Origin of the sequence: Salipaludibacillus sp. CF4.18 (assembly GCF_051262595.1) — a bacterium.
In the GTDB taxonomy this organism is placed as follows: Bacteria; Bacillota; Bacilli; order Bacillales; family Salisediminibacteriaceae; genus Salipaludibacillus; species Salipaludibacillus neizhouensis.
On sequence record NZ_JBIMEV010000009.1, the window covers coordinates 92,085 to 115,521 of the forward strand.

The 23,437-nt window shown below is 38.0% G+C and carries 20 protein-coding genes; 5 read left to right on the forward strand and 15 right to left on the reverse strand.

The window, feature by feature from the left end:
* Nucleotides 1-151: 151 nt before the first annotated feature.
* From ACHABW_RS08430 to ACHABW_RS08465, 8 genes are all read right to left on the reverse strand, one after another.
* Entirely contained in the window at nt 152-886 is a 735-nt protein-coding gene (locus ACHABW_RS08430) for a YebC/PmpR family DNA-binding transcriptional regulator (protein WP_435754900.1), read from the reverse strand.
* A gap of 321 nt (nt 887-1,207) precedes the next feature.
* Complete coding sequence (locus tag ACHABW_RS08435) at nt 1,208-2,305, reverse strand: YhcN/YlaJ family sporulation lipoprotein (protein WP_435754901.1); 1,098 nt, start codon at nt 2,303-2,305, stop codon at nt 1,208-1,210.
* A 119-nt stretch (nt 2,306-2,424) separates the two neighbouring features.
* Nucleotides 2,425-3,885, reverse strand: a complete 1,461-nt coding sequence (gene safA, locus ACHABW_RS08440) for a SafA/ExsA family spore coat assembly protein (protein ID WP_435754902.1) — start codon at nt 3,883-3,885, stop codon at nt 2,425-2,427.
* 214 nt (nt 3,886-4,099) lie between these two features.
* A complete protein-coding gene (gene pheA / locus ACHABW_RS08445; protein ID WP_435754930.1) occupies nt 4,100-5,002 on the reverse strand; it encodes a prephenate dehydratase in 903 nt (300 codons plus the stop codon).
* A 15-nt stretch (nt 5,003-5,017) separates the two neighbouring features.
* On the reverse strand, nt 5,018-5,467 hold the full coding sequence (locus ACHABW_RS08450; RefSeq protein ID WP_110936811.1) for an ACT domain-containing protein: 450 nt from the start codon (nt 5,465-5,467) through the stop codon (nt 5,018-5,020).
* A 339-nt stretch (nt 5,468-5,806) separates the two neighbouring features.
* Nucleotides 5,807-7,090 (reverse strand): GTPase ObgE, encoded by a 1,284-nt coding sequence (gene obgE, locus ACHABW_RS08455; RefSeq protein WP_110936812.1) that lies wholly within the window; start codon nt 7,088-7,090, stop codon nt 5,807-5,809.
* Between the two features lie 12 nt (nt 7,091-7,102).
* The gene (locus tag ACHABW_RS08460; protein ID WP_435754903.1) at nt 7,103-7,690 is read right to left on the reverse strand and encodes a Spo0B domain-containing protein; all 588 of its coding nucleotides are present in this window, start codon (nt 7,688-7,690) and stop codon (nt 7,103-7,105) included.
* A gap of 90 nt (nt 7,691-7,780) precedes the next feature.
* Nucleotides 7,781-8,905 (reverse strand): sensor histidine kinase, encoded by a 1,125-nt coding sequence (locus tag ACHABW_RS08465; RefSeq protein WP_435754904.1) that lies wholly within the window; start codon nt 8,903-8,905, stop codon nt 7,781-7,783.
* A gap of 272 nt (nt 8,906-9,177) precedes the next feature.
* On the opposite strand from ACHABW_RS08465, the gene ACHABW_RS08470 reads away from it, so the two are divergent.
* The gene (locus ACHABW_RS08470; RefSeq protein WP_435754905.1) at nt 9,178-10,125 is read left to right on the forward strand and encodes an agmatinase family protein; all 948 of its coding nucleotides are present in this window, start codon (nt 9,178-9,180) and stop codon (nt 10,123-10,125) included.
* Between the two features lie 187 nt (nt 10,126-10,312).
* Here the strand turns inward: ACHABW_RS08470 and hemY are convergent, their stop codons facing one another.
* The 4 genes from hemY to ACHABW_RS08490 form a co-directional block, all read right to left on the reverse strand.
* Nucleotides 10,313-11,728, reverse strand: a complete 1,416-nt coding sequence (hemY, locus tag ACHABW_RS08475; protein WP_435754906.1) for a protoporphyrinogen oxidase — start codon at nt 11,726-11,728, stop codon at nt 10,313-10,315.
* Nucleotides 11,721-12,662 carry a ferrochelatase gene (gene hemH, locus ACHABW_RS08480; RefSeq protein ID WP_435754907.1) on the reverse strand — a complete coding sequence of 314 codons (942 nt, stop codon included), beginning with the start codon at nt 12,660-12,662 and terminating at the stop codon, nt 11,721-11,723. The genes hemY and hemH overlap by 8 nt, the downstream gene beginning before the upstream one ends.
* 12 nt (nt 12,663-12,674) lie before the next feature.
* On the reverse strand, nt 12,675-13,721 hold the full coding sequence (gene hemE, locus ACHABW_RS08485) for a uroporphyrinogen decarboxylase (RefSeq protein WP_435754931.1): 1,047 nt from the start codon (nt 13,719-13,721) through the stop codon (nt 12,675-12,677).
* 281 nt (nt 13,722-14,002) lie between these two features.
* The gene (locus ACHABW_RS08490; RefSeq protein WP_435754908.1) at nt 14,003-16,159 is read right to left on the reverse strand and encodes a transglycosylase domain-containing protein; all 2,157 of its coding nucleotides are present in this window, start codon (nt 16,157-16,159) and stop codon (nt 14,003-14,005) included.
* Nucleotides 16,160-16,567: 408 nt separating this feature from the next.
* Here ACHABW_RS08490 and ACHABW_RS08495 point away from each other — a divergent pair, with 408 nt between their 5' ends.
* Both ACHABW_RS08495 and ACHABW_RS08500 read left to right on the forward strand, forming a co-directional pair.
* The gene (locus tag ACHABW_RS08495; RefSeq protein WP_435754909.1) at nt 16,568-17,311 is read left to right on the forward strand and encodes a cytochrome c biogenesis CcdA family protein; all 744 of its coding nucleotides are present in this window, start codon (nt 16,568-16,570) and stop codon (nt 17,309-17,311) included.
* A gap of 219 nt (nt 17,312-17,530) precedes the next feature.
* Nucleotides 17,531-18,709, forward strand: a complete 1,179-nt coding sequence (locus ACHABW_RS08500) for a M20 family metallopeptidase (protein ID WP_435754910.1) — start codon at nt 17,531-17,533, stop codon at nt 18,707-18,709.
* 64 nt (nt 18,710-18,773) lie between these two features.
* On the opposite strand, the gene ACHABW_RS08505 is transcribed toward ACHABW_RS08500, so the two are convergent.
* From ACHABW_RS08505 to ACHABW_RS08515, 3 genes are read right to left on the reverse strand one after another with little or no spacing between them, the layout of a single operon-like run.
* A complete protein-coding gene (locus ACHABW_RS08505; protein WP_435754911.1) occupies nt 18,774-19,520 on the reverse strand; it encodes an EcsC family protein in 747 nt (248 codons plus the stop codon).
* Between the two features lie 36 nt (nt 19,521-19,556).
* Complete coding sequence (locus ACHABW_RS08510; protein WP_435754912.1) at nt 19,557-20,780, reverse strand: ABC transporter permease; 1,224 nt, start codon at nt 20,778-20,780, stop codon at nt 19,557-19,559.
* The gene (locus tag ACHABW_RS08515) at nt 20,773-21,519 is read right to left on the reverse strand and encodes an ABC transporter ATP-binding protein (RefSeq protein ID WP_110936822.1); all 747 of its coding nucleotides are present in this window, start codon (nt 21,517-21,519) and stop codon (nt 20,773-20,775) included. The genes ACHABW_RS08510 and ACHABW_RS08515 overlap by 8 nt, the downstream gene beginning before the upstream one ends.
* 221 nt (nt 21,520-21,740) lie before the next feature.
* On the opposite strand from ACHABW_RS08515, the gene ACHABW_RS08520 reads away from it, so the two are divergent.
* Both ACHABW_RS08520 and serC read left to right on the forward strand, forming a co-directional pair.
* Nucleotides 21,741-22,172, forward strand: a complete 432-nt coding sequence (locus ACHABW_RS08520) for an HIT family protein (RefSeq protein ID WP_110936823.1) — start codon at nt 21,741-21,743, stop codon at nt 22,170-22,172.
* Nucleotides 22,173-22,279: 107 nt separating this feature from the next.
* On the forward strand, nt 22,280-23,365 hold the full coding sequence (gene serC / locus ACHABW_RS08525; RefSeq protein ID WP_435754913.1) for a 3-phosphoserine/phosphohydroxythreonine transaminase: 1,086 nt from the start codon (nt 22,280-22,282) through the stop codon (nt 23,363-23,365).
* Nucleotides 23,366-23,437 lie beyond the last annotated feature (72 nt).

Below are 23,437 nucleotides of genomic sequence, written 5' to 3' on the forward strand. Positions count from 1 at the left end.
AAGTTACAAAAAATTCATACTTCTTTTCGTTTCGTACACTCTTTTTGAAACTCGTCGGAGCAACTTTTTGGTATTACGCAGGCTATTTCCATTTCAAAATGGAATCAAAACTAATATCTATAATATCCATTATTAATGGTTAAAATATTTATCACTGTGATATTATTTCAAGATTATGGTATACCTCTTGAACGTCATCACTGTCTTCAAGTGCTTCTATCATATTTATAACTTCTTCACTATTCTCTTCCTCTAAAGGTATATAAGTATCTGGAAGCATGGTAATTTCCGCAACCTCAACTTTCAAAGAAAGGGCTTGTGTCAACTTGCTTTTTACTGCATCTAACAGCTCGGCGCTAGTAGTTATTTCGACTATTTCATCTTTTACAACGACATCTTCCGCTCCCGCTTCTATAGCCTCAAGCATAATTGACTCCTCATCTATTCCTTCGATATTTTCAAGAATGAGTACGCCTTTTCGCTGAAACATAAATGCGACACAACCTGTCTCTCCCAGGTTTCCATTATTCTTATTAAATGCCAGCCTGACTTCAGCTGCTGACCTGTTTTTGTTATCAGTCAGTACCTTAACATAAACCGCTACACCATACGGGGCATATCCTTCATAAATGATTTCCTCATAAGTCACTCCTTCAAGATTACCCGTAGCTTTTTTAATTGTTCTGTCTATATTTTCATTTGGCATATTTGCTTGTCTTGCTTTATCTAATGCCAAACTAAGATTTGCATTTGTTTGAACGTCCTCTCCACCGTCTCGTACAGCTTGAAAAATCTCCTTTGAAATTTTAGTGAATATTTTCCCTTTTTTGGCGTCTTGACGTCCCTTACGATGCTTGATATTACTCCATTTAGAATGTCCTGCCACATTAATTCCCTCCATTAACTTGATGCTTTTACTATAGCATAATACAATGGCCTTTTTAAGAAAAATGGAGGAAATTTGGTCTATGAATCCGTTTAAAAATAACATCTTTTAAAAAAACTTCCTTCATAAGCTACGATGCTATTTCAGAGCGTTCTGACAGAGGAAATGACACGTTCTGTTGCGGGAGAATAAAGGCGTTTCTGCGGCAAAGATTTGTACATAGTGATTTCAAGCCTAATGTTTCTATAAACCCTAATTTAAATCAAAAAGGGTACTGAAAATTAATCTTTTTCAGTACCCTTTACATATATAATTTAACTATTATCTAGTCTGTTCAAAGGGGCGTTGAATAGCATCGCCTAAATCATCCAACATTGCATTAAAAGTTTCTCCAACTTCTTCAAATGCTTCTCCACCTCTTAAACGACCTTCCATTTGATGAATTTCTTGTGCACCCGCTTCGTCCGTTACTACGTGAATTTGTTTATCTTCAACCATATCACTTACAGCCGACCGAACCTGTGATTCCGTATTGCCGTTGTTTCCGTTGTTTCCGTTGTTTCCTTTATTTCCATTATTTCCATTATTACCATTGGTATTAGTCCCTCTAATACCAACAACCACTTCGTCGTCACTGATAATAACATCTGCATCTTGAACTCCATCTATTTGATCTACTCGTTCTTCAATCTGTCTAGCTGTTCTGCCTTCTTCGGTAGCATAATAACTCTGGTTATTAGGTCTACGGTTGGCAATGGCACCTCCGGCTCCAGTACCATTTCGTCCAGCTCGACCAGCATCCATTCCATCTGCTCCAGCCCCGCCAGCTCCATCGACACCACCGGCTCCTACTCCGCCGGTTGATCCCCCAGCAGCTCCTCCGGTCATTCCTCCGGCTCCACCACTGGTTGCAGGTCCGTCCGCTCCATACGGGCTAGCCCCTCCAGCACCTGTTCTGCCAGTTACACCACCGGTTCCACCATAGTTACGTCGTCCTGTTCCTTGATTTAAACCACGATAATCATTTGTTTGGTCATTTGCTCTCATACGCCCATTCAGTAAACCATTGTCATCTACCATGCCTGGACGGTCATCTCCGACAATTCCTCTGGAAAATCCACCATTACGAGCTGTTTGACCTTCAGTTATATTATACTGTTCCCCTTGCCTACCTTGACCTTGATGACCTCTTTCACCTAACTGACCTTGCTCCTGCTGACCAGCAGCACCATATCTGTCTCTAGTCCCAGCTAAACCTCTTTGGTCCTGTCCATGACCGGCACCCCCGGAACCTGTTCCAACTCTGTTTCCTTGCAGTCCATAGGCTTCACCACCTTGGGCTCCATCTTCGGTATCTCCACACCCTGTTCCTGCCATTAATATTGAAGCAGCTGTAATACACGTTATTAACTTTTTCATTCATCCTCCTCCTTTCACCAATTAGGGTGAGCCGATTTGGATAAGATCATCCTGTAAGTTCTAGGAAATTAAATTAATAAGTACGACAACTGCTTAGTATATAAAAATGGTACCTTCTGTTAATTACTTCCTTTTCCTAAAGAGGTCCCAGGTCCATAAAAGGGTCCCGGATTATTTAGTTTACGCTCATTATTTTTCCGTGGTGTTTTCCCCTCTTTAAAAGCCGAAAGGTCACCATAACTATTATCTTTAGCTTTTTTCTCCGATTCTTTCGTGTCTTTTTCTCTGGTATAGTGTTGATTAGCAAGATCAGGCTCCGCTCCATAATCATATGGATGCTGTGGTGCATTCTGCATACTCAATAACCCATTATTTACTTGATTATTCGTTGTTTGGTCACTTGCATGATTGTACTGCTCAGTAAGATTATGGTGTTGTTTCGATTGCTGCGGGAGATACTCCATCCCCATTACTTGATAATTTGACTGCTGGGGTGGCATTTGCTCCATTCCCATTAATTGATTATTCGGCTGCTCGGATGGCAGATGCTGCATCCCCATCATCTGATTATTCTGCTGCTCGGGTGGCATTTGCTGCATCCCCATCATCTGATTATTCGGTTGCTCGGGTGGCATTTGCTGCATCCCCATCATCTGATTATTCGGTTGCTGGGGCAGATGTTGCATCCCCATCACTTGATTATTCGGTTGCTGGGGCAGATATTGCATTCCCATTACTTGGTTATTTGCTTGTTGCGGTACATGCTGCATTCCCATTAATTGATTATTCGGCTGCTGATACATCGCTTCCATTTGAGCCGGATGTGCCATATAAGAATTATATTGTTGTTGTGGCATGCTGCTACCGCAATCTTGGCAAAGATATGCAGGTGGTATACATCCTTCCATCACTGGTCCCATTTGGTAACCTTTATGCATAGGTTGCTGCATCATTGGCTTTGCTTGCTTCTTCATTGTCGGTTGAAGTGATGCCTTTACCGGTTTAACCTGAGGTATCTTTATTTTAGCCTCTAGTGGTTTTGTTTTTGTAATTTTATTAGACGGTACATATTTATTTTCTTTGGCGATTGGTTTAGGTTTCACCGGCATAGTAGGTGATACTTTTGCCTTTGCTTTTGCTTTTTCTTTTGGCTTCGGTGTTGGCGGAGGTGCAGAAATTGGTTTATAAGCGTGTTTATTATAAACATTCACATTCATGTTCGTTTTATTTATTTCATAAGATGGTTGCTTTTGTACCGGTGCTGGCTTCGGTTTTGCTGGTGCAGGTTTAGGTGGTATTGGTTTTTTAACTTCTTTTTTAACTTCTTTTTTAATTTCTTCTTTCTTCGGTTTTGGTTGTTCTTTCACAGGCGGCTTATTTGCAACTGGTGCCTCTTTAGCAATTATTTTATTGTTTGCTGTCGGAGCTTTGTTATTCGGGATGTTTATTTTCATCCCTGGCATAATTAGATCAGGATTTGCTAATTGTTTATTTGCTGACTTAACACTCTCAAAGGGTACACCGTACTTTTTGGATATATTCCAAAGCGTATCCCCTTTTTGAGTAATATGAATTTTCATTTATTATCCCTCCAATACGATATCACTCTATCCTATGCACAATTGGGCGATTGGTCACTGCTTAATCTAAAAAGACAAACTCACTTTCAATATATATGCACTACTTACTTAAAAATGCCACAGCCTACTTTAAAGGCAACCTAATATATAAATAATATAAATAAAAAAACTGTGAGGAGGGCTTTAACCCTTCTCACAGTTTTTTTAGAATCTTTTACGTTGATTTAGTTTCAACAACTTTTTCTCCAATATTTTGAAGCTCTTCCCAAGAAAAACAAGGATAACTACCTAACACTTGTACTCCACACCCTAGTGCTTCTAATTCTTCACAAACTGATGGTATTAGAACGTTATCTCTTTTCATAGCAACATCAATAATAAAGAAATAATTTCCCAATCCTGTTTTGGTAGGCCTGGATTCTATTTTAGTCAAATTCATTTTCCTCCAAGAGAACGCAGAAAGAACTTGATGTAAAGCACCAGAAAAGTCAGAAGGAAGTGAGATCATCATAGAGGTTTTATATGTTGTTTCATCAGAAATCAACTTATTGCTAAATGGTTTATCTCCCTTTGTTAACAACAAGAAACGTGTACGATTATTTTCATAATCGTTTATTTTACGTTGGGCAATTTTTAGACCATAGGCATCTGCAGCTATGTTATTAGCGATTGCAGCTGCACTTTCATCTGGATTTTCTTGAATATATTTAGCTGCCGCTGCGGTAGAATTCACATAGGAAATTTCCGCCTCAGGTAAATATTTGCGTAAAAATTGGTGACACTGCGCAATTGCTTGGGGATGAGAATATACTTTTTTCACTTCATCCCAAGAAGATAAATTTTGATTACTTACCAGCAAATGTTGTTCTATTGGTGCAACAATTTCAGCAGCCATATTCATTCGTTGATGATGAATGAAGTAGTCTAGCGTAATATTAACTGATCCCTCAATAGCATTCTCCATTGGAACCATCGCGTGGTCTACTTTCCCCTCACTAACTGCATCCATCGTATCAGGAATAGAACGAAACGGCACTCGCTCGTTGCTAGGTACTAAAGCTTTGGCGGCTGCCTCTGTAAAAGAACCCTTAGGTCCTAAAAATCCGACTTTCTCCATCATACTTTCACTCCCTTATGCACCTGAACCTATGAGTTCTACCCTTACTACTGATTCAAGAGTTTCAATTTTTTTTAAAAGAACCGTGACATCTGCGTGCATTGCAGCAGTTTCAATTGTCATAGTAATCGTTGCTCTCCCTTGTAAAGGAATTGTTTGGTTAATTGTAAGTACGTTTGCACCTGTTGCAGCCACTAAAGACAGAAGCTTACTTAGTGCGCCGGATTGATCTTCTAAATGGATGGAGAGGGTAATAATTTTTTCCTTTATCATTGTATGGAAAGGGAAAATACCATCCTTGTATTTATAAAAGGCACTTCTGCTCAAATCCACTTGTTGTACGACTTCATTAATTTTATATGATTTACCACTTTCTAGCAGCTTTTTAGCTTCTACTGTTTTCAGCATTGCTTCTGGCAACATGTCTTCCCTCACCAAGTAAAATTGGTCTGTACGCTTGCGCAAATCCCTCACCACCTAAAATATGAAACCTATTTCATCATTATAATGGTCGTCTCCGTAGTTGACAATACTGAGACAATTTCTATTGATGAAATTAATTAAACGTAATTAATAATTATATGTATAAATACCATTCATTTAAATTTCATCATAAGAAAAACGCGTAGCCATTTTAATTAACGACAGCTTGATCTCTAGACAACATCCATTAAGGGGTCCCTTGATACTGGCGTTAAGAGAACTGTCAACATACCCTTTCCTATCTATTAAAAAAAGTCGAAGGAGAAAAAGCAAACTCATGCTTGCTTCATAAATCTCTTCGACTCCTCATCGTACATTTATTTACTCAATAAACTCGAATTCGTGATCCAAGATTCGAACGATATCTCCGTCCTTGGCTCCTAAATCACGTAATCCTTGATCAATACCCATATGGCGCATTTTTCTAGCAAATCTCTGGACAGAATCATGACGATTAAAATCAGTCATTTTAAATATGACTTCAATTTCGTGCCCTTCGATCGTAAAGCCGCCATCATGATCTTTTGTAAGATTAAATGGAGCATCTTGTTGGGTATATTTATAAACAACACGTTGTTCCAATTCTTCTTCTTCATAAAGAGGAAATTCTGGTGTTGATTCCACTTTGTCTACAATACTCATTAGCAAACCGGACAGCCCTTGTTTGGTAGCTGCAGAAATCGAATGAATCTCAACGTCCTCACCAACCTGCTCTCTAAACAATTCCAAATTGTCCTCAGCACCAGGTAAATCCATCTTATTTGCCACGACAATTTGAGGTCTTTCTGTAAGCCTTAGATTGTACTCACTAAGTTCTAAATTTATCGTTTTATAGTCTTCAAAAGGATCTCGTCCTTCTATTCCACTCATATCAATAACGTGAACAATTACTCTTGTTCTTTCTATATGCCGTAAAAATTGGTGACCAAGACCTACTCCAGAATGAGCACCTTCAATTAGGCCAGGCAAATCCGCCATAACAAAACTACGGTGGTCTTCTGTCTCAACTACGCCTAGATTAGGAACTAAAGTAGTAAAATGGTAATCCCCGATTTTAGGTCGGGCTGCTGAAACGATAGAAAGAAGCGTTGATTTCCCTACACTTGGAAAACCCACTAAACCAGCATCCGCTAATACTTTTAATTCCAGCACCAAATCCTTCTCTTGCCCAGGTGCACCATTTTCAGCAATCTCTGGTGCAGGGTTAGATGGTGTTGCGAACCGAGAATTACCTCTGCCTCCGCGTCCAGCCCGTACAATAATTGCTCGTTGCTCATGTTCCGTTAAATCTGCCACTATCTTACCTGTTTTTTCATCTGTGACTGTTGTACCAGGCGGAACTCGAACTACCATAGGATCCATACTTTTCCCATGCTGGTTTTTAGGTCTCCCGTTTTCTCCACGATTAGCCTTGAAATGACGCTGATAGCGAAAGTCCATTAATGTACGTAATCCCTCATCCACTTCAAAAACAACATCAGCACCTTTACCACCGTCGCCACCGGCTGGACCACCATCAGGTATAAATTTTTCTCGACGATATGCAACTGTACCGTTACCACCGTCACCCGCTTTTACAAATATCTTTACTTTATCTACAAACATATCCTTCACCTCTTATCTGATACTAGAACCATTCTCACTCGTATGGTGAGACCGTTTCCTTACTATGCCTTCTGGAAAAAAATTAACATAGCACTCAGATTCATTCCATTCTATTTGTTCAATATTGTGTTCAAATTCCTTCTCAATCCGTCTAACTCTTTTTTCCATATCCTTAGTAAATGTTAAAGTCCCTTGAAAGTCAACTTCAATTGTTTTAGATTCAATATCACTGATCATAATCATCGCATGATGATCTTCACCATATACTGCATAGGTATCTAATAATTGAAATAACATCTCCAAAAAGGGATACACGGTATCTTCTACTTGAGACCAATCACTTTCACTGGTTATGACTTCAAAACTAATCCGGAACGAGTGATCTCCCCAATTAAATGTCAGTAGTTTTTCCGCAACTTTATCCATCTTCAAGTGGGATAAATGACTTTCATTCTTTGCTTTATTGACTATGTCTTCCACCAGTTTTTCTACTTTATCAACTCGTCCCATTGATAAATATCCATTTATTAGTTGCAGGTGATTTAACCAATCGTGACGTGAATGACGTAAAAGATTTAAGACATTCCATTCTGTCGCCATATAAACACTCCTCAGAACATTTAACCATAACTTTTATCATATCACATTTGAGCCTATAAACGAACATAATTAACACTATTTATAAAATAGTTATTGCTTTGGGAATCTTAATTTAAATGCTGTCCATTTCCCTTCTGAATGGTATTCAATCGTTCCTTGATGCTTCTTCATAAGTTGCTTAGAAACAGTTAACCCAAGTCCTTTTCCCATTTCCTTTGTCCCTACAAATGGCTCAAATATAGAATGTCTTATCACACTGGGGATCGGAGGACCATTGTTTGAAATCGTAATAATTAGTGTATTCGATTTTTCAATAAGGCTTATGGATAGTTTACGATCTTTTTCTTTTAATATTAGTGCATCGTTGGCATTTTGTAATAACTTAAGTAATATCAGTTTTATTTGCTCTTCTATTCCTAAAACAATTAGATTAGAAGTGAAATTAATTTCCATCTTAATTTTATTCTGCATTAGAATTGGTCTAAATGAATGAATTGCTTCATTAAGTAAGTCACTCAATGAAATTCGTGTATTTATAACATCTTGATGATTTTTTTCATTTGACAATAATAATATTTGATTTACTTCCCGTTCTAATTCTTGCATCTCACGATAAATATATTCGAAGTATCTCTTTTCCAGTTCCGGAGTATCCACTCGTTTCTCAAGAAGTTGAATAAACCCTTTAATAGAAGTAAGTGGATTACGAATTTCATGAGCAAAACTAGTGGAAATTTGCGATAGAATTTTCATTCTGTCTTTTCTTAGTTCCATTAATTCTATATTTTTTGAGTTTAGTTCAATATTTTTTTCTTTAATTGTGTGTAAATAGGTCTCTTTTTGTATTTCCAAAAAAAATTCATTTAATTTTGCTAATGCAAATGATTTCCCCTCATTATTACATGGGGCACTTGCTATCCATTTCTCCACGATTAACCGGCAATCATCAAATACATCTACAATATTTGCAACGGATAACTCCATTGCTATACGGAATTCCTCTACTTTTCTGCCGAATCCTGAATAGTTCAACATTTTATCTGTTGTAATTTTAAAGATGAAAGATTTTAGTAAACTAGAAATTTCATTATGTAAATCTAACTCTTGGGTGCTCGTCATTGAGACGTTATGAAACAACAGCATCATTTCATTAACTATGTCATTTTTACTTTTTCGTAAATGATTCACAATCTCCAGTTCAACTATTGTATTCATTTAATTAGCTCCTTTTTATTTTTGCCCCCATTAATTAGTATAAATGAGTATACTTAGAAAAGTTAAATAACTTTTTGACAAAGTTTTTAAAAATAGGCTCATTATCGACGTTTCTTCTCAAAATTATCTTTTTTCCGCTATTTAATTCAAGCCTGAGGAAGGTTTCGACAAATCAATATAAATATAATTTTTGAATTATTTGTCTAGTTCGTTTATCATTTGGTGATTAAGGGAACTTATAAATAGATATTTTGCAAAAGGAGGAATTTTTCATGTCTTCATTCATTTATGGAAATACACCTTGTTTTTTAGGAGGGGAGAACTTAGTAGCCTTTCCGGAAAAAGAAAGTGAAGTAGATGTAACTGTATATGGTGTGCCGTGGGAAGGTGCTGTAACTTGGGGGGATTATACTGGCTGTGAACTAGGGCCTAAAGTAATTCGGTTATGCTCAGGAAGATACAGTGGTTACTTACCTGAATTGAATCATCTTGATGTATTTGAACATCTCTCTATCGGCGACAAAGGAGACGTCCCAGTAACGCCTGCTGAACCAGAGGATACGATGAAAAAAATTCAAGCTTTCTCTAAGGATATTTGGAGTACTGGAAACTTCCCCATTGCATTTGGGGGTGATCACGGAATTACATATCCAATTGTTAAAGGACTCATTGAAGAATCTAATAAAAAAGTCGGGATTATTCATTTGGATGCCCACTATGACAATAATGAACATTCGAATGGAGACCCATATGGTCGCGGTGCCCCTTTTGCAAGATTGTACGAGACAGAAGGCGTTGTGAATGAATCACTTGTACACTTAGGTATTCACGGTCCACGAAATAAGCCTGAAAATGGAAGGCTAGCTCAAAAAATGGGGGCTACCACTCTTACGATTGAAGATATTAGACAATCAGATCATATAAGAGATATCGCTAGAAAAGCCTATGACATAGCATCTACTAATACGGATGTCGTTTACTTGAGTATTTGTAGTGATGTATTGGATCATGCTTTTAATCCAGGTGGACCAGTCGACGGTAATGGTCTAAATTCTCATGAATTGTTAAGTATTGTCCACGAAGTTTGCAAATTAGGTGTTGTTGGCATGGATTTTGTAGAAGTATATCCTCAACAAGATGGAAACGACTTTAGTTCTCATTTCGCTTCCTTCATCGCCCTTTATGCATTAGCTGGAGAAATCGAACGTAAAAAAGCATAGCTAAGAAAAAACGGCATAGCCGTCTTTTGGTAAATACAGCGTCAGTTTCCGCCGCCATCTTTTAAGTATCAAGGATGATTTTCCCTTGATACGTGCGGCGTGAAGATAGCTGCTAATTTTATAAATTCTTAACTTGTAAAAAAAGCAGTCTCTTCAAGTATATTTGAAGAGACTGCTTTCTTATGTCTTATGAAGTTACAAGACGTTTAACAGCGGCTTTACCCTGATCCACACAATCAGGCAGGCCAATACCGTTATAACTGGCACCCACCAGGTCAATGCCTGGATAGGCTTCACTTAAACCTTGTCTGACTTTTTGAAGTTGTTCTAAATGACCTACCTCATACTGCGGCATTGCCTCTTTCCATCGTTTAATACGATAGAATAAGGGATCTCCTTCAATTTTCATAATATGATCTAAGTCCTCTTTAACTTTTCCTAAAATTTCCTCATCTGTCATATTAACAATACTGTCATCTCCAGCCCTACCAACATACGCTCTTAACAATGCGTAACCTTCAGGTGCAGAATGTACCCACTTCTTGTGAGTCCAAGTACAGGCAGTAATCGTATAACCTGACTTTTTTGAAACTACAAAACCAGTTCCATCAATATCTTTTTTTATTGCTTGTTTAGGATAGGCTAAAGCTACGGTTGCCACGGAAGTTGAAGGGATGTCTCCAAGGTACTTCATGAACTTTTCCTGCTCAAAAAGCTTAAAAGCTTGTTGATGAGGAGTAGTGAGGATAATTCGATCTACTGTATCCTTCGTACCATCTTCAAACAGCAGTTCGTATTTATCTTCTAATTTATTCATTTCAAGTAATGCTTTATTTTTATGAACACTGCCACTGTCCAATCTTTCCTCAATCCGATCTACAAACGATTGCAAACCTCCTAGAAAGGTTAAAAACATTCCTTTTGGTTTACTGTCTTTTTCATTTTTAGGGCGAGCTGTTTTAGTTTGATTTTGCGCTCGCTGTGTTTTCATTCCAATAATTAAACTACGATACTTGTTTTCCATTTGCTGAAATTGAGGAAAAGTTGCTTGCAAACTTAATTGATCAATATTGCCTGCATAGATTCCGGATAATAGAGGTTCAATTAAATGATCCACTACTTCATTACCTAATCTTTTACGAAAAAAATGCCCTAGTGACTCATCACCTTGGCCATTATTTGTTTTAGGCAATACCAAATCACATGCTGCCCTAGCCTTTCCCATAGGAGAAAATAATTTTGTTTTCGCAAATGGCATAATTTTTGTTGGAATTCCCATCACTGCACCTTCTGGCATAGGATGTAATGTATGATGATGTAAAATAAATGAACCAGAATGGTTATCCACTAAATCCTCATTCATGTCTACATCTTTTGCAAATTCGGACATACTTGTTTTTCTAGCCAAAAAGGAATCCGGACCTTTCTCGATAACAAAACCATCTTGATAATCAGTCTGAATTCTGCCTCCTAGCCTCCCGCTTCCTTCGTAGAGAGCATATTCAGCATCAATGTTACCTTGCTTGATTTCTTTTTCTAAGTAAAATGCAGCGGCAAGACCTGTTATCCCACCGCCAATAATTGCAATTCGTTGCTTAGACATTATTCTTAACCTTGAACGTTTTCTGGATAACGGAAGCTAAAGCATCGATAAATTCAGGTTTTGAATTTGGCATTTCCGGCCGGTAGTATCCTGCACCAACCTCGTCAGTAACAACCTTACATTCATAATCGTTATCAAATAATACTTCCAGGTGGTCAGCTACAAATCCAACAGGGCAATACATATACGCCTCATAATTATGTTTTTCGTGTAATTCTCTCGTTAAGTCCTGCACATCTGGTCCAATCCAAGGATCAGGAGTGTTCCCTTCACTTTGCCAACCTATTTCATAGTTCTTCACTCCTGCTTTTTCAGCAATCAAAGCAGCTGTTTCTTTCAGTTGGTCTGGGTACGGATCTCCGTTCTGCAGTATTTTTTCAGGTAAACTATGCGCCGAAAAGATAACTACATGATTGCTGCGCTCTTTTTCCGTCATTGTTTCTCTTGTCTGTAGAATTTGATCCGCCCAATAATTAATAAAAGCCGACTCATCATACCAGCTTTCAACACTAGTAATAGAAGGACCTCCGATTAATTCAGATTCTTCCTTTGCACGACCGTTATAAGACTTCACACTAAACGTTGAATAGTGAGGTGCCAGCACAATACTAACCGCTTCCTCAATCCCATCTTTCTTCATTTGGTGAACCGCATCTTCAATGAAGGGATCGATGTGCTTTAAACCTTGATAAGCCTTGAATTCAAGGTCATCGTATCTTTTATTGAGCTCTGCTTCCAACTTGTTCATTTGTTCGTCTGTAATTCTAGCTAACGGTGAAATTCCCCCAATTGCTTCATATCTTTCTGTCAAATCATCTAATTGTTCTTGTGATGGTTTTCTTCCTCTGCGAATATGGGTATAATACGATTCAATTTCGCCCATATTTCTAGGTGTACCATAAGCCATTACTAATAAACCAATTGTTTTTTTCAATTTATATCATCCTCAACGATTAATTTGTAGTAACTTTTCTGTTGAATATTCATGAACAAAAGCAGTCAGCCTTTTCAAAGTTGCAGGGTCTACTTCAGGGAATACACCGTGTCCAAGATTAAAAATATACCCTGGCTGCTTCATGCCTTGGTCCAAAATTTCTTTTGTTTTCTCTTCAATAACTTTCCAGGGAGCCAATAACACAGAAGGATCCAAATTACCTTGCACTGTTTTTGTAATACCATCAGCTCTTGCTTCGTTAATTGGATATCGCCAGTCAAGGCCCACAACATCTAACGGAAGATCGTGCCAATCTAGAGAAAGATGCCTGGCACCTACACCAAACATAATTAGGGGAACACCTTCTCCTCGTAATTCTGTAAATATTTTCTTCATTATCGGCTTCACATAAGTTCGATAATCTTGCTGGTTTAAGGCTCCAACCCATGAATCAAATATTTGAATCGCTTGTGCACCAGCATTAATTTGCGCTTTTACATACCTAATTACCGTATCTCCAAGTTTGTCCATTAATAGATTCCATGTTTCAGGCTGTGAGTACATCATTGCTTTCGTTTTATTGTAATTTTTAGATGGTCCGCCTTCAATCATGTAGCTCGCCAAAGTAAAAGGAGCGCCACTAAAGCTAATTAGGGGTACATTCAATTGTGTTCTAAGCAATTTAATTGTTTCAAGTACAAAATCAACATCTTTTTCCGGTTCAAGCTGTCCTAATCTTTGTACATCTTTCAGCGAACTGAAAGGGTTTGAAATGACTGGGCCAATGCCTTTTTCTATTTTTACATCTACGCCAATAGCCGGTAAAGGAGTCATAATATCCTTATATAAAATCGCAGCATCGTTATTATATTGGTCAACTGGTAATTTCGTTACGTACGCGCACGTTTCAGGACGATGAGTAATCTCTTCTAAACTATACTTTTTCTTTATTTCTCTATATTCCGGCTGGGATCTTCCCGCCTGTCTCATATACCATACTGGCACATGGCTCGTTTGCTCTTGCCTGCATGCTTTTAAAAACTGATCATTAAATTCCATCGTCAACCTTTACACCCCATGTCTAAAATTATGTTTGATTTTCTATCTTGCCATTACTTTCTCACTATGTAACATTATACTTAAATTATAATGGACAATACAATAATTGAGGATCCATGTCACTATTTTGAAAAAATTACGTTCACAATCTGATCACATTTTATAATAAAAAACGTTAGCTTCTGCCGCCCCGAATAGCACCTATCAAATTCCTTCCTAGGTGCTATTCGAATTATCTAGTGATAAATGGCTTTCCGCGTGCAACGCTATACGCCCTTTTATTAAGAAGCGCTGTCTCGTGAAAATAATTGGAATTCTGCGTCTGCTTGATTAGATGCTTCACCTTCTCTGTCGATCTGTGGATTAAAAGGTACCACTACATAGGAGGAAGAAGAAAAAACGCCTGCTCCTTTTACGATATAATCACTTTCTCCAACAACTTCATCTATAAGTTTACGATCATTCCCAACTACTTCATAAATCCGGTAATGCAAGCGATCATCCTGACTGGAAGACCACGATAGCTCTACCCGGCCACCCGTAAATCCAATTTTTAAATTTGCAGATAAATCATCAATATCAACAAATTGGATCGGACCTTCTAAATCCTCTACCCCATCCGGTACCTCAAAAGCTAGATTTGTTTCAGAGGACTCAGGGTACATTTCCTGCAGTACAGTTTTAAATGCGATTGTAGTAACATCGCTGGATGCGGTCATATAGTTTTCTTCATCATCTGTATCGAGCCCCATCCAAATAGCACCTGAGACATCTGGTGTATACCCTGCAAACCATATATCTCGTGATGCACCTTCTACAGAATCAAGAGAAGTCGTTCCAGTCTTCCCCGCTAGAGCCCCATTAAATTGACCTGAAGTTCCTGTGCCTTCTTGGATTACTGCTTCCAACATACGTGTCATATCCCAGGCTGTTTTAGGAGAGTAAACTTCTGCTTCTTCGATAACCACTTCGGCCACCATTTCATCATTTCTATCATAAATTTTATCAATTAAATAAGGTTCAGAGTATACGCCATTATTTGCTAAAGTCCTATACAAGGAGGCTATTGTCAATGGTGAAACTCCTTGGTCCAAACCTCCCAATGCCATTCCTAATCCATCGTCATCCAACAAAAGATGTTGTTTTTCTAAATATGATTTTGAGATATCAATCCCCAATTGGTCCAACGCCCAAACAGCGGGTAGATTAACTGAATCTTTTATAGCATCGTACAATGTTATTTCTCCTGTGTATTGTCCACTAATATTTTGAGGCTCATACCCATCAAAATTTATTTGCTCATCCTTTAGAAGCGAGTACGGATTAAAAAGTCCTTCTTCCATTGCTGGTGCATAAACCGCTATTGGTTTGAAAACCGATCCAGGAGCACGAAGAGCTTGATCGGCCCGATTAAACCCTTTTCGAACATAATCCCGACCCCCTTGCACAGCAATAACTGCTCCTGTGCCATTATCTAGTAATACCATACTTCCCTGGACATTCGAACCAGGAAACGTTTCATCCTTTTGGAATTGTTCGTAAAGCACTTCTTGCGCCACTTTATCCATTTCAACGACTATGGTGTACCCACCTTTCAGTATTTCTGCTTCACTAATTTGGTGGTCTTCCTCAGCTTCCTCCAAAACCATATCTATATAAGATAAATAAGCCTGATTTTCCGTGATCTTCGTTTGATCTGTAGGAATCGTTTTTCCTTGCAACCTAACAGTTTCTTCCGCTGATAACTTCCCTCTCTGTTCCATCGTTCGCAACACTAAATCCCTACGCTCCTTGCTTCTTTCAGGATCCAAAAAAGGAGAATAGTGACTTGGTGCTTTGATTAACGATGCTAAAAGGGCACCTTCTTCAATAGAAGTGTCTTTTACATCCTTATCAAAATATAGCTTGGAAGCCGCTTGAACTCCATGGGCTCCATGACCAAAATATATTCGGTTTAAATACATTTCCAAAATGTCGTCCTTTGAATACCTTTGTTCCAAATTAACCGCAATCAGAACTTCCTTTGTTTTTCTTAACCAGGATTTCTCATTTGTTAAAAACGCATTTTTTGCCAATTGTTGAGTAATTGTGCTCGCGCCCTCTGCTTTTGATTGCGTAATAACGTCCCGGTATAATGCGCGGGCAATCGCACGAATATCTATACCAGTATGCTCATAAAAGCGGTGATCTTCAATCGAAATAAAAGCATCTTTTACATGATTCGGGATGTCCTCAAGATCTACAATTTCACGGTTCTCAACAAACAGTCTAGTAATCTCATTTCCATCTCGATCAACTATTTTTGTTGACTCATTTAACACTAAATCTTTTTCATCTATGGCATAATTACCGAATAGTATTATTACAAAATATACAGCTAATCCTACTGTGAATAACGAAACTATAAAGAATAAAATAGACATGATTTTCTTTTTCAACGATCTTTCACCTCCACTTCAAAGTATTATACTCCACGAAATAAGAAAAACGCAAAGCGACTTTTGTTAAATACATCGTTATCTTTCGCCACCCCCGAGTAGCACCTACGTAGTGCGTGTAGGTGCTACTCGATAGGAAGATGGGTTTCATTGACACTCGTGGAGTAAAGATAGTTGTCTACTTATACATTCTTTTTAAAAATGACGAATCTTCTTAGTTAAAAAAGAAGATAAGTGTCATAAAAGGTTTCAAACAGAAAAAAATGATATTTAAGTGAAAAAGATTCTAATCTCGTCCTATTTCATGTATATTATAATGGGTATTTTTTTTCTTAGCACTGTTATCGTTCAGTGTTGATTATTCTATATAATTCATAAATAGTGCCTTTTTCTAAAGGAGGTTAAGGTATGGTATTTTCAAGTATTTTCATTATAAACGAAGTGTCATTTTTATCGCTTGTGATTTCTCTTTTTGCTGGCGTCGTGTCATTTCTATCACCTTGTGTATTTCCACTCGTCCCGGCGTATATTGCTCAGTTAACTGGAAGTGGCATTTCAGAAAACCAAATAGCCGCCGATAAGCGTCTTATTTTCACGAGAAGCATTGGATTTATCGCAGGTTTCACTTCTATATTTTTAGTTTTAGGCGCTTCTTCCTCTTTTATTGGATCATTTTTCCTTAAAAATTCTGCATTATTAGAACAATTAGGTGGAATTATTATTGTTCTATTTGGTCTTCAATTGACCGGAATTTTCAGTTTGAATTTCTTAATGCGTGAAAAAAGATTCAGAGGACCGGCCAAATCGGCCAGCTTTGGAAGATCTGTTCTATTCGGTCTTGTTTTTGCTGCTGGATGGTCGCCTTGCATTGGCCTTGTGCTCGGTTCTATTTTAACACTCGCTGCCGATACTGGAACTTATGGAGCAATGTTGCTACTATTTGCATATTCTATTGGTATAGGCATCCCGTTTCTACTTGTTGCCATGCTCTATTCAAAATCTATAAATAAAATTAAAAACCTTAATAAGTTCCTGCCTATAATTCAAAAATCGAGTGGAGTAATTATGATTGTGTTAGGAATCATGCTATTTACGGGACTTTTCGCTAGAGTAGCTGCTTATCTCTCGCAATATATTCCGTTTAGTATTTAACTCCTCAGACAAAAAACTTAATACATGAACTAAAGAAGGCATTGGAAAAGTACTCATCTACTTTTTTCAATGCCTTCCTTTGCCAATAGCTTTTCGAAAAACTCGTGAAACATAGGGTGCGAAAGTTCACGCTCTATTTAATAAAAGACGGCTATGCCGTTTTTCTTATCGAAAAATGTTATGATTAACCTCTAGAGAGCTGAATAGGGAGTGAGTACATTGAATAATAAATTGCATGAAAAATTAGCAAGTTATTTTGATGAAATGGTCCAGATTAGACGCTATTTGCATCAGCACCCTGAATTATCATTTGAGGAAGTCGAGACACCTAAATATATTGCAACATATCATAAAGAGCTGGGTCATGAAGTAAGAGAAAATGTAGGAGGTCGCGGAGTAGTTGCGAAGCTTCACGGAGCAAAACCTGGTCCAACTGTTGCATTACGGGCAGATTTTGATGCACTGCCAATTCAAGATGCCAAAGATGTTCCTTACAAATCTCTTGTTCCTGGCGTAATGCACGCATGTGGGCACGATGGTCACACATCATTACTGTTAGTTTTAGCGAAAGTTCTTAATGAAATAAAAGAGGAACTAAGTGGTACCGTGGTTTTTATTCATCAATTTGCGGAAGAACATGCTCCTGGTGGGGCAAAACCAATGATCGAAGACGGTTGCCTTGATGGAGTAGACGTTATCTATGGCACTCATTTATGGGCTACGATTCCTTTAGGACAAATTGAATACACAGAAGGCCCAATAATGGCTGCGGCAGATCATTTTACGGTAACTGTTCAAGGTAAAGGTGGTCACGGTGCACAGCCGCATCACACGAAAGATTCGATTCTAATTGGCTCGCAAATTGTTCAGTCGTTGCAACATATTGTTAGTAGAAGAGTAGATCCAATGGATTCTGCGGTCATTAGCGTTGGTGCATTTGATGCAGTGAACGCCTATAATGTTATTGCTGATACTGCAAGGTTAGAGGGGACTGTAAGGACCTTCAGCCAAGACGTTCAACAACAGATCCAAAAAGATATGAACGAAGTAATTCAAGGTGTAGCTGCTAGCTATGGTGCCACTGTCAAATTTGATTATTCTTATGGTTATCCAGCCGTTATCAATCATAAAGAACAATCACAAATTGTTCAGCAAGTGGCGAGCCAAACACCGGAAATTACAGAAGTGGTACATTCCAGACCTCAAATGGGAGGAGAAGATTTTAGTTATTACCTCCAAAATGTAAAAGGTGCTTTCTTTTTTACCGGAGCTGAAAATCCAAGTTGGGAAACCACGTATCCTCATCACCATCCGCACTTCGATATTGATGAACGTTCAATGCTTCATGGGGCTAACTTATTGGGAAACCTAGTATTAAAAACATTTGAAAATGCATAGAACATAAGGCGAAAGATCCCTCTTGAAAGTTATTCAAGAGGGATCTTTTCCGTTTTGCTTATACTTACTGTAAGACTTTTGTTTGATAAATTTCTCGATGCCTGTAGCTGTTTTTAGCGTGGTAAGCCAGCATGTCTAAATAATGATAGTTTGCTGTCGCCCCAACGATCGCCCCAAATCCCGGAATAAGCTGCAACGTTTTCGGCAAATCAATAAAGTCTCTGTATTCTAATTGAAAGGATTTCCAGTCAATTTCTTCAAGGCTCGGATTTGGATTCACCCATGACTCTGTCGTCTCTTGCCAATGGGTTACTTTCTCGAAAGCCTCGACTCTTCGTTGTTCTTTCGAGAAAGCTAACTGAAATACATGAAGTAAAAATAAACGCTCACTTATATTTTCTACATCATGTCCATAAATCTTTGCCGTATCGAAAAGGAATTTCATTTTTATATTTAAAAGTAACGGAAAGTCGGCTATTCCCAGAAAAATCCCACCAAAACCAGTACCAGCACCTTCTAATGCTGCCGTTCTTTTGTACGCTTTAATTTTTTCATCAAGTACTTTCTCGCGTTCTGTTAAAGATATGTCGGTTAATATAGGCTGACCAGATAAATAATCACTGCTTGCTATCGTCGCTCTAATCATTTGTTTGACACCTTCTGTAACAACACGATGCAGTTTATCCGGCAGTTTGTTATTGATTTTATTTTGCCATCGCTTGCTTACTTTTTCGGGCATCGATAACGTGCGTAAACTCCTGTATTCCCACCGTTCCAGTTCCCGTTCGAGTTTTTTTAACTCTTCCGTCATTAGTACAGCTCCTTCCTCTTACTTATACTTACGATATTACATAGAAGAAGTTTCATACTTTTTAGGAAGTCTTACATGAATATGATATTGATAAGCAACTAATGCAAGTACTAGAACGATCACTGCATCAAGAAATCCATAAGGGAAGAAAACGATCACAGCAAAGACGATTACCTGAAAAACTCCTAATGCGTTCATCCAGTATGAATGAGCTTTAATTTTCATGGATGGGTCAATAGGATAAAGCTCCACCATTTGGCTAGTATCATAATGATTTTTCAGTGTTTCCAGCTGCAAGGTGGTCATATAAGCGAATAGAATCGCTATCAGCCACCTCCCCCAGTCTAACTCAACGATGGAGAGAAATAACGCTCCGAGAAGTGTAAGGCGGATGTAAATCCCAAAGTAATCATTTGACCGGAAAAATGACCGAGCAAAAAGATAATGATACACATGCTTCTTATCGAATGAAATAAGCGAATAGATAGCATTTAACCACGTTCTGAATCTCACTTTAGAATTTAAACTCGGAACATCCGTAAAGCTATTCGCTATACGATAGAATGTCATCACTGTTTGATTTTCAATCTCTACAAGTCTTTCCCATTTCAAGCTAAACTGTTGAGCTAATCTTCGGTAATAGCCTAAGTAGAAAAGAAGGAGTGCTCCTGTAACAACAGCGATGACCCACAAAGGTTGGACAGAAAAAATAGCGTATACTGCCACTAGATTCAGGCCTGCCCGTAGGAGTGTGTGTATCAAATAATGATACTTATCTAATACGCGTTGCTCTTCAAATCCCGTAAGAAGGTTATATGCTTTCAATGCACTTAGCAGAAATAAACTAAACCAGAGTACACTGCCTGTGCCCTGAATTCGGTCGAAAAAGAGAGGTGCTAATACTAAAAATGACAGTGCGAGCCAGAATGTTTCCATGATCCAGCTGTAGAAAATAGAAGAACGAATATAAGGTGCTAATCTTCCTTCCACCGGGGTAAGAAAAAACAAGTCGCCTTGCTTCATGAACGTTCGAACTCTTCCCCTTGTCTCTAACCAAGTAAAAACAACTGTGAAAAATAATACCGCTGGAAATGCTTCTGGAAGCCATTGCAAAAACTGGCCGTAATAATAACTTCCGAACACAAAAAGTAAGTAAATCGTAAATAAAAAGCCACTATTAGCAATAAGACGAAGGTAGCGTATTGCCATTGTCCAATAGTCACTGCGACGTTTGCCCCAAAGGTCCTGTACATTAATCATATAAATCTTCCTTCGTTACTTCTACATAAATATCATCCAGATCAGCTCCTGGCATGTTTGCCTGCTCCTGAAGTTGAGTAAGTGTACCCTCTAGAATAATTTTTCCTTGATGAAGCAAAATAAAACGGTCACAGTATTTTTCCGCTGTTGCTAATATATGAGTGGACATGAGAATACCACAACCTTCTTCTCGAAGTTCCACCATACGATCAAGAAAAGACTTTATTCCAATAGGGTCTAGACCAACAAACGGTTCATCCGCAATATAAACGGAAGGCCGTATCAAAAAAGCACTCATGATCATTACTTTTTGGCGCATCCCCTTTGAGAAATGACTTGGAAACCACTTAGCCATTTTCACCATTCTAAATTCTTTTAATAACTTATGGGATCTGGATTCAAATTGGTCCTTTGTTAGTCCATACGCCATCGCGGTCAGTTCTAAATGCTCCCACAGTGTCATTTCTTCATATAATAGAGGGGTCTCCGGGATATAAGCAAAATTTTGACGGTAGTTCAGTTTATCTTCCGCCATTGTTTTTCCTAATAAACGGACTTCTCCTTTATGAGGCTCCATCAATCCTAATATATGTTTGATTGTTGTACTTTTCCCAGCTCCATTTAAACCAATTAGACCTACCATTTCATGAGGTTTAACAGTAAAAGAAACATCGTGGAGAACCGGCTTACTGTTTTGATAACCACCGGTGATATGACTTACTTTCAAAAGATCATTCACATTTCATACCTCCTTGATTAACATCCATAGTATCCAATCTTTACTATATCTAAAAAGGGTAATAAAGTCCAAGTTACTAACGATTGACAAAATATTAAATTAAATGACTCATTTATGGTAAGATATGAAAAAGGAAATTTTCACAATAGTCCAGAAGCAAGATCGGAACGGAATTACTTTTAATAATTACATTCTAAAAAATGTTAAAGAGGTGATATGTCATGCACAAAAGTGACGATTGTATTTTTTGTAAAATTGTTGCTGGAGAAATTCCTTCAGCTAAAGTGTACGAAGACGACGAAGTATATGCCTTTTTAGATTTAAGTCAAGTAACAAAAGGACATACTCTTGTGATTCCAAAGAGCCATGAAAAAAACGTCTACGAATTGAAGGAAGAAACTGCCTCTAATTTATTTAGGGCTGTACCTAAAGTTGCCAATGCCATAAAAGCATCTTTTGATCCAATCGGATTAAACATGCTAAACAATAATGGTGAAGCAGCAGGTCAATCCGTTTTTCATTTCCACATTCACCTTCTTCCCCGCTACGGTAAAGGTGATGGTTTTGGAGCAGTTTGGCATGATCACAGCAGTGAATATTCAGAGCAAGCACTAAAGGACATCTCTCAAGAAATCCAATCCAATTTAATGTAACTCAGACCTCGTGTCAAAGTATTGGCATGTCGTTTTTTGTTAATATATAAAACATATCCAAGCTATGTTTTAACAATGTGATATTTATTACTCTAGGAGGTTTTACAATGACAGAAGTTTATAATTTTAATCCTGGTCCAAGCCCTATTCCAGCACCTGTTCTAAAGAAAGCTAAGGAAGAAATGTTCAACTATGAAAACTCTGGAATGGCAGTCATGGAAATGAGTCACAGAAGCCCTCTTTACGAAAAAATTCATTATCAAGCAATCAATCAATTAAAAGAGCTGCTCTCTGTACCTGATGACTACGAAGTTTTATTTCTACAAGGGGGAGCAAGTCTTCAGTTTGCTATGGTTGCTCTTAATTTCTTGCCTGAAAACAAAGAAGCGGCGTATGTCTTAACCGGCTCTTGGTCTGAAAAAGCTGCCAAAGAGGCGCAAGCCTTGGGAAATGTCACCACGCTCGCGACTTCTGAAAGTAATCAATTTAAACATATTCCAGAAGTGGATTTATCCAAAGTAACTGAAAAAACAGCGTATATCCACCTTACTTCTAACAACACAATTTACGGAACGCAATGGTCTTCTTTCCCTAAAGAACCAGCCGTGCCAGTTATTATTGACATGTCAAGTGATATTTTAAGCCGATCTATTCCCTGGAATGATGTCGATATGATTTACGCTGGTGCCCAAAAGAATGCTGGAATGTCTGGAGTTACGATTGTAATAATGAAAAAGAGTTTATTAGAATCAGCAAATGAGAAACTTCCACCATCTTTGTCTTATAAGCAACACGCTAGTAAAGATTCGTTATATAATACGCCTCCAACTGCTGCTATCTACATAACCAGCCTTGTAACAGACTGGATTAAAGGTCTTGGTGGAGTTGAGGAAATGCAACGATTGGCGAAACAAAAAGCAGATCTTATTTATAGTGTCATTGATGGGTCCAGTGGGTTCTACACAGGACATGCAGAGCCTGAAGCGAGATCCCAGATGAATATTACCTTTAAGTTAGCCAATGAGAATTTAGAGAAAGAGTTCCTTACACAAGCAAAGAATGCTGGATTCATAGGTTTAAACGGCCACCGTTCTGTTGGAGGTTGCCGAGTATCAACTTATAACGCTGTACCGTTAAATCATGTCGAAAAACTAAAATCTTTTATGGAAACCTTCATGAAAGAAAATAAGTAAATTTCTGCTTTTTACTTTATCAAATTTCTAGTTTTCTATAATATTGATATTCTAAATTAATTGTAATAAATG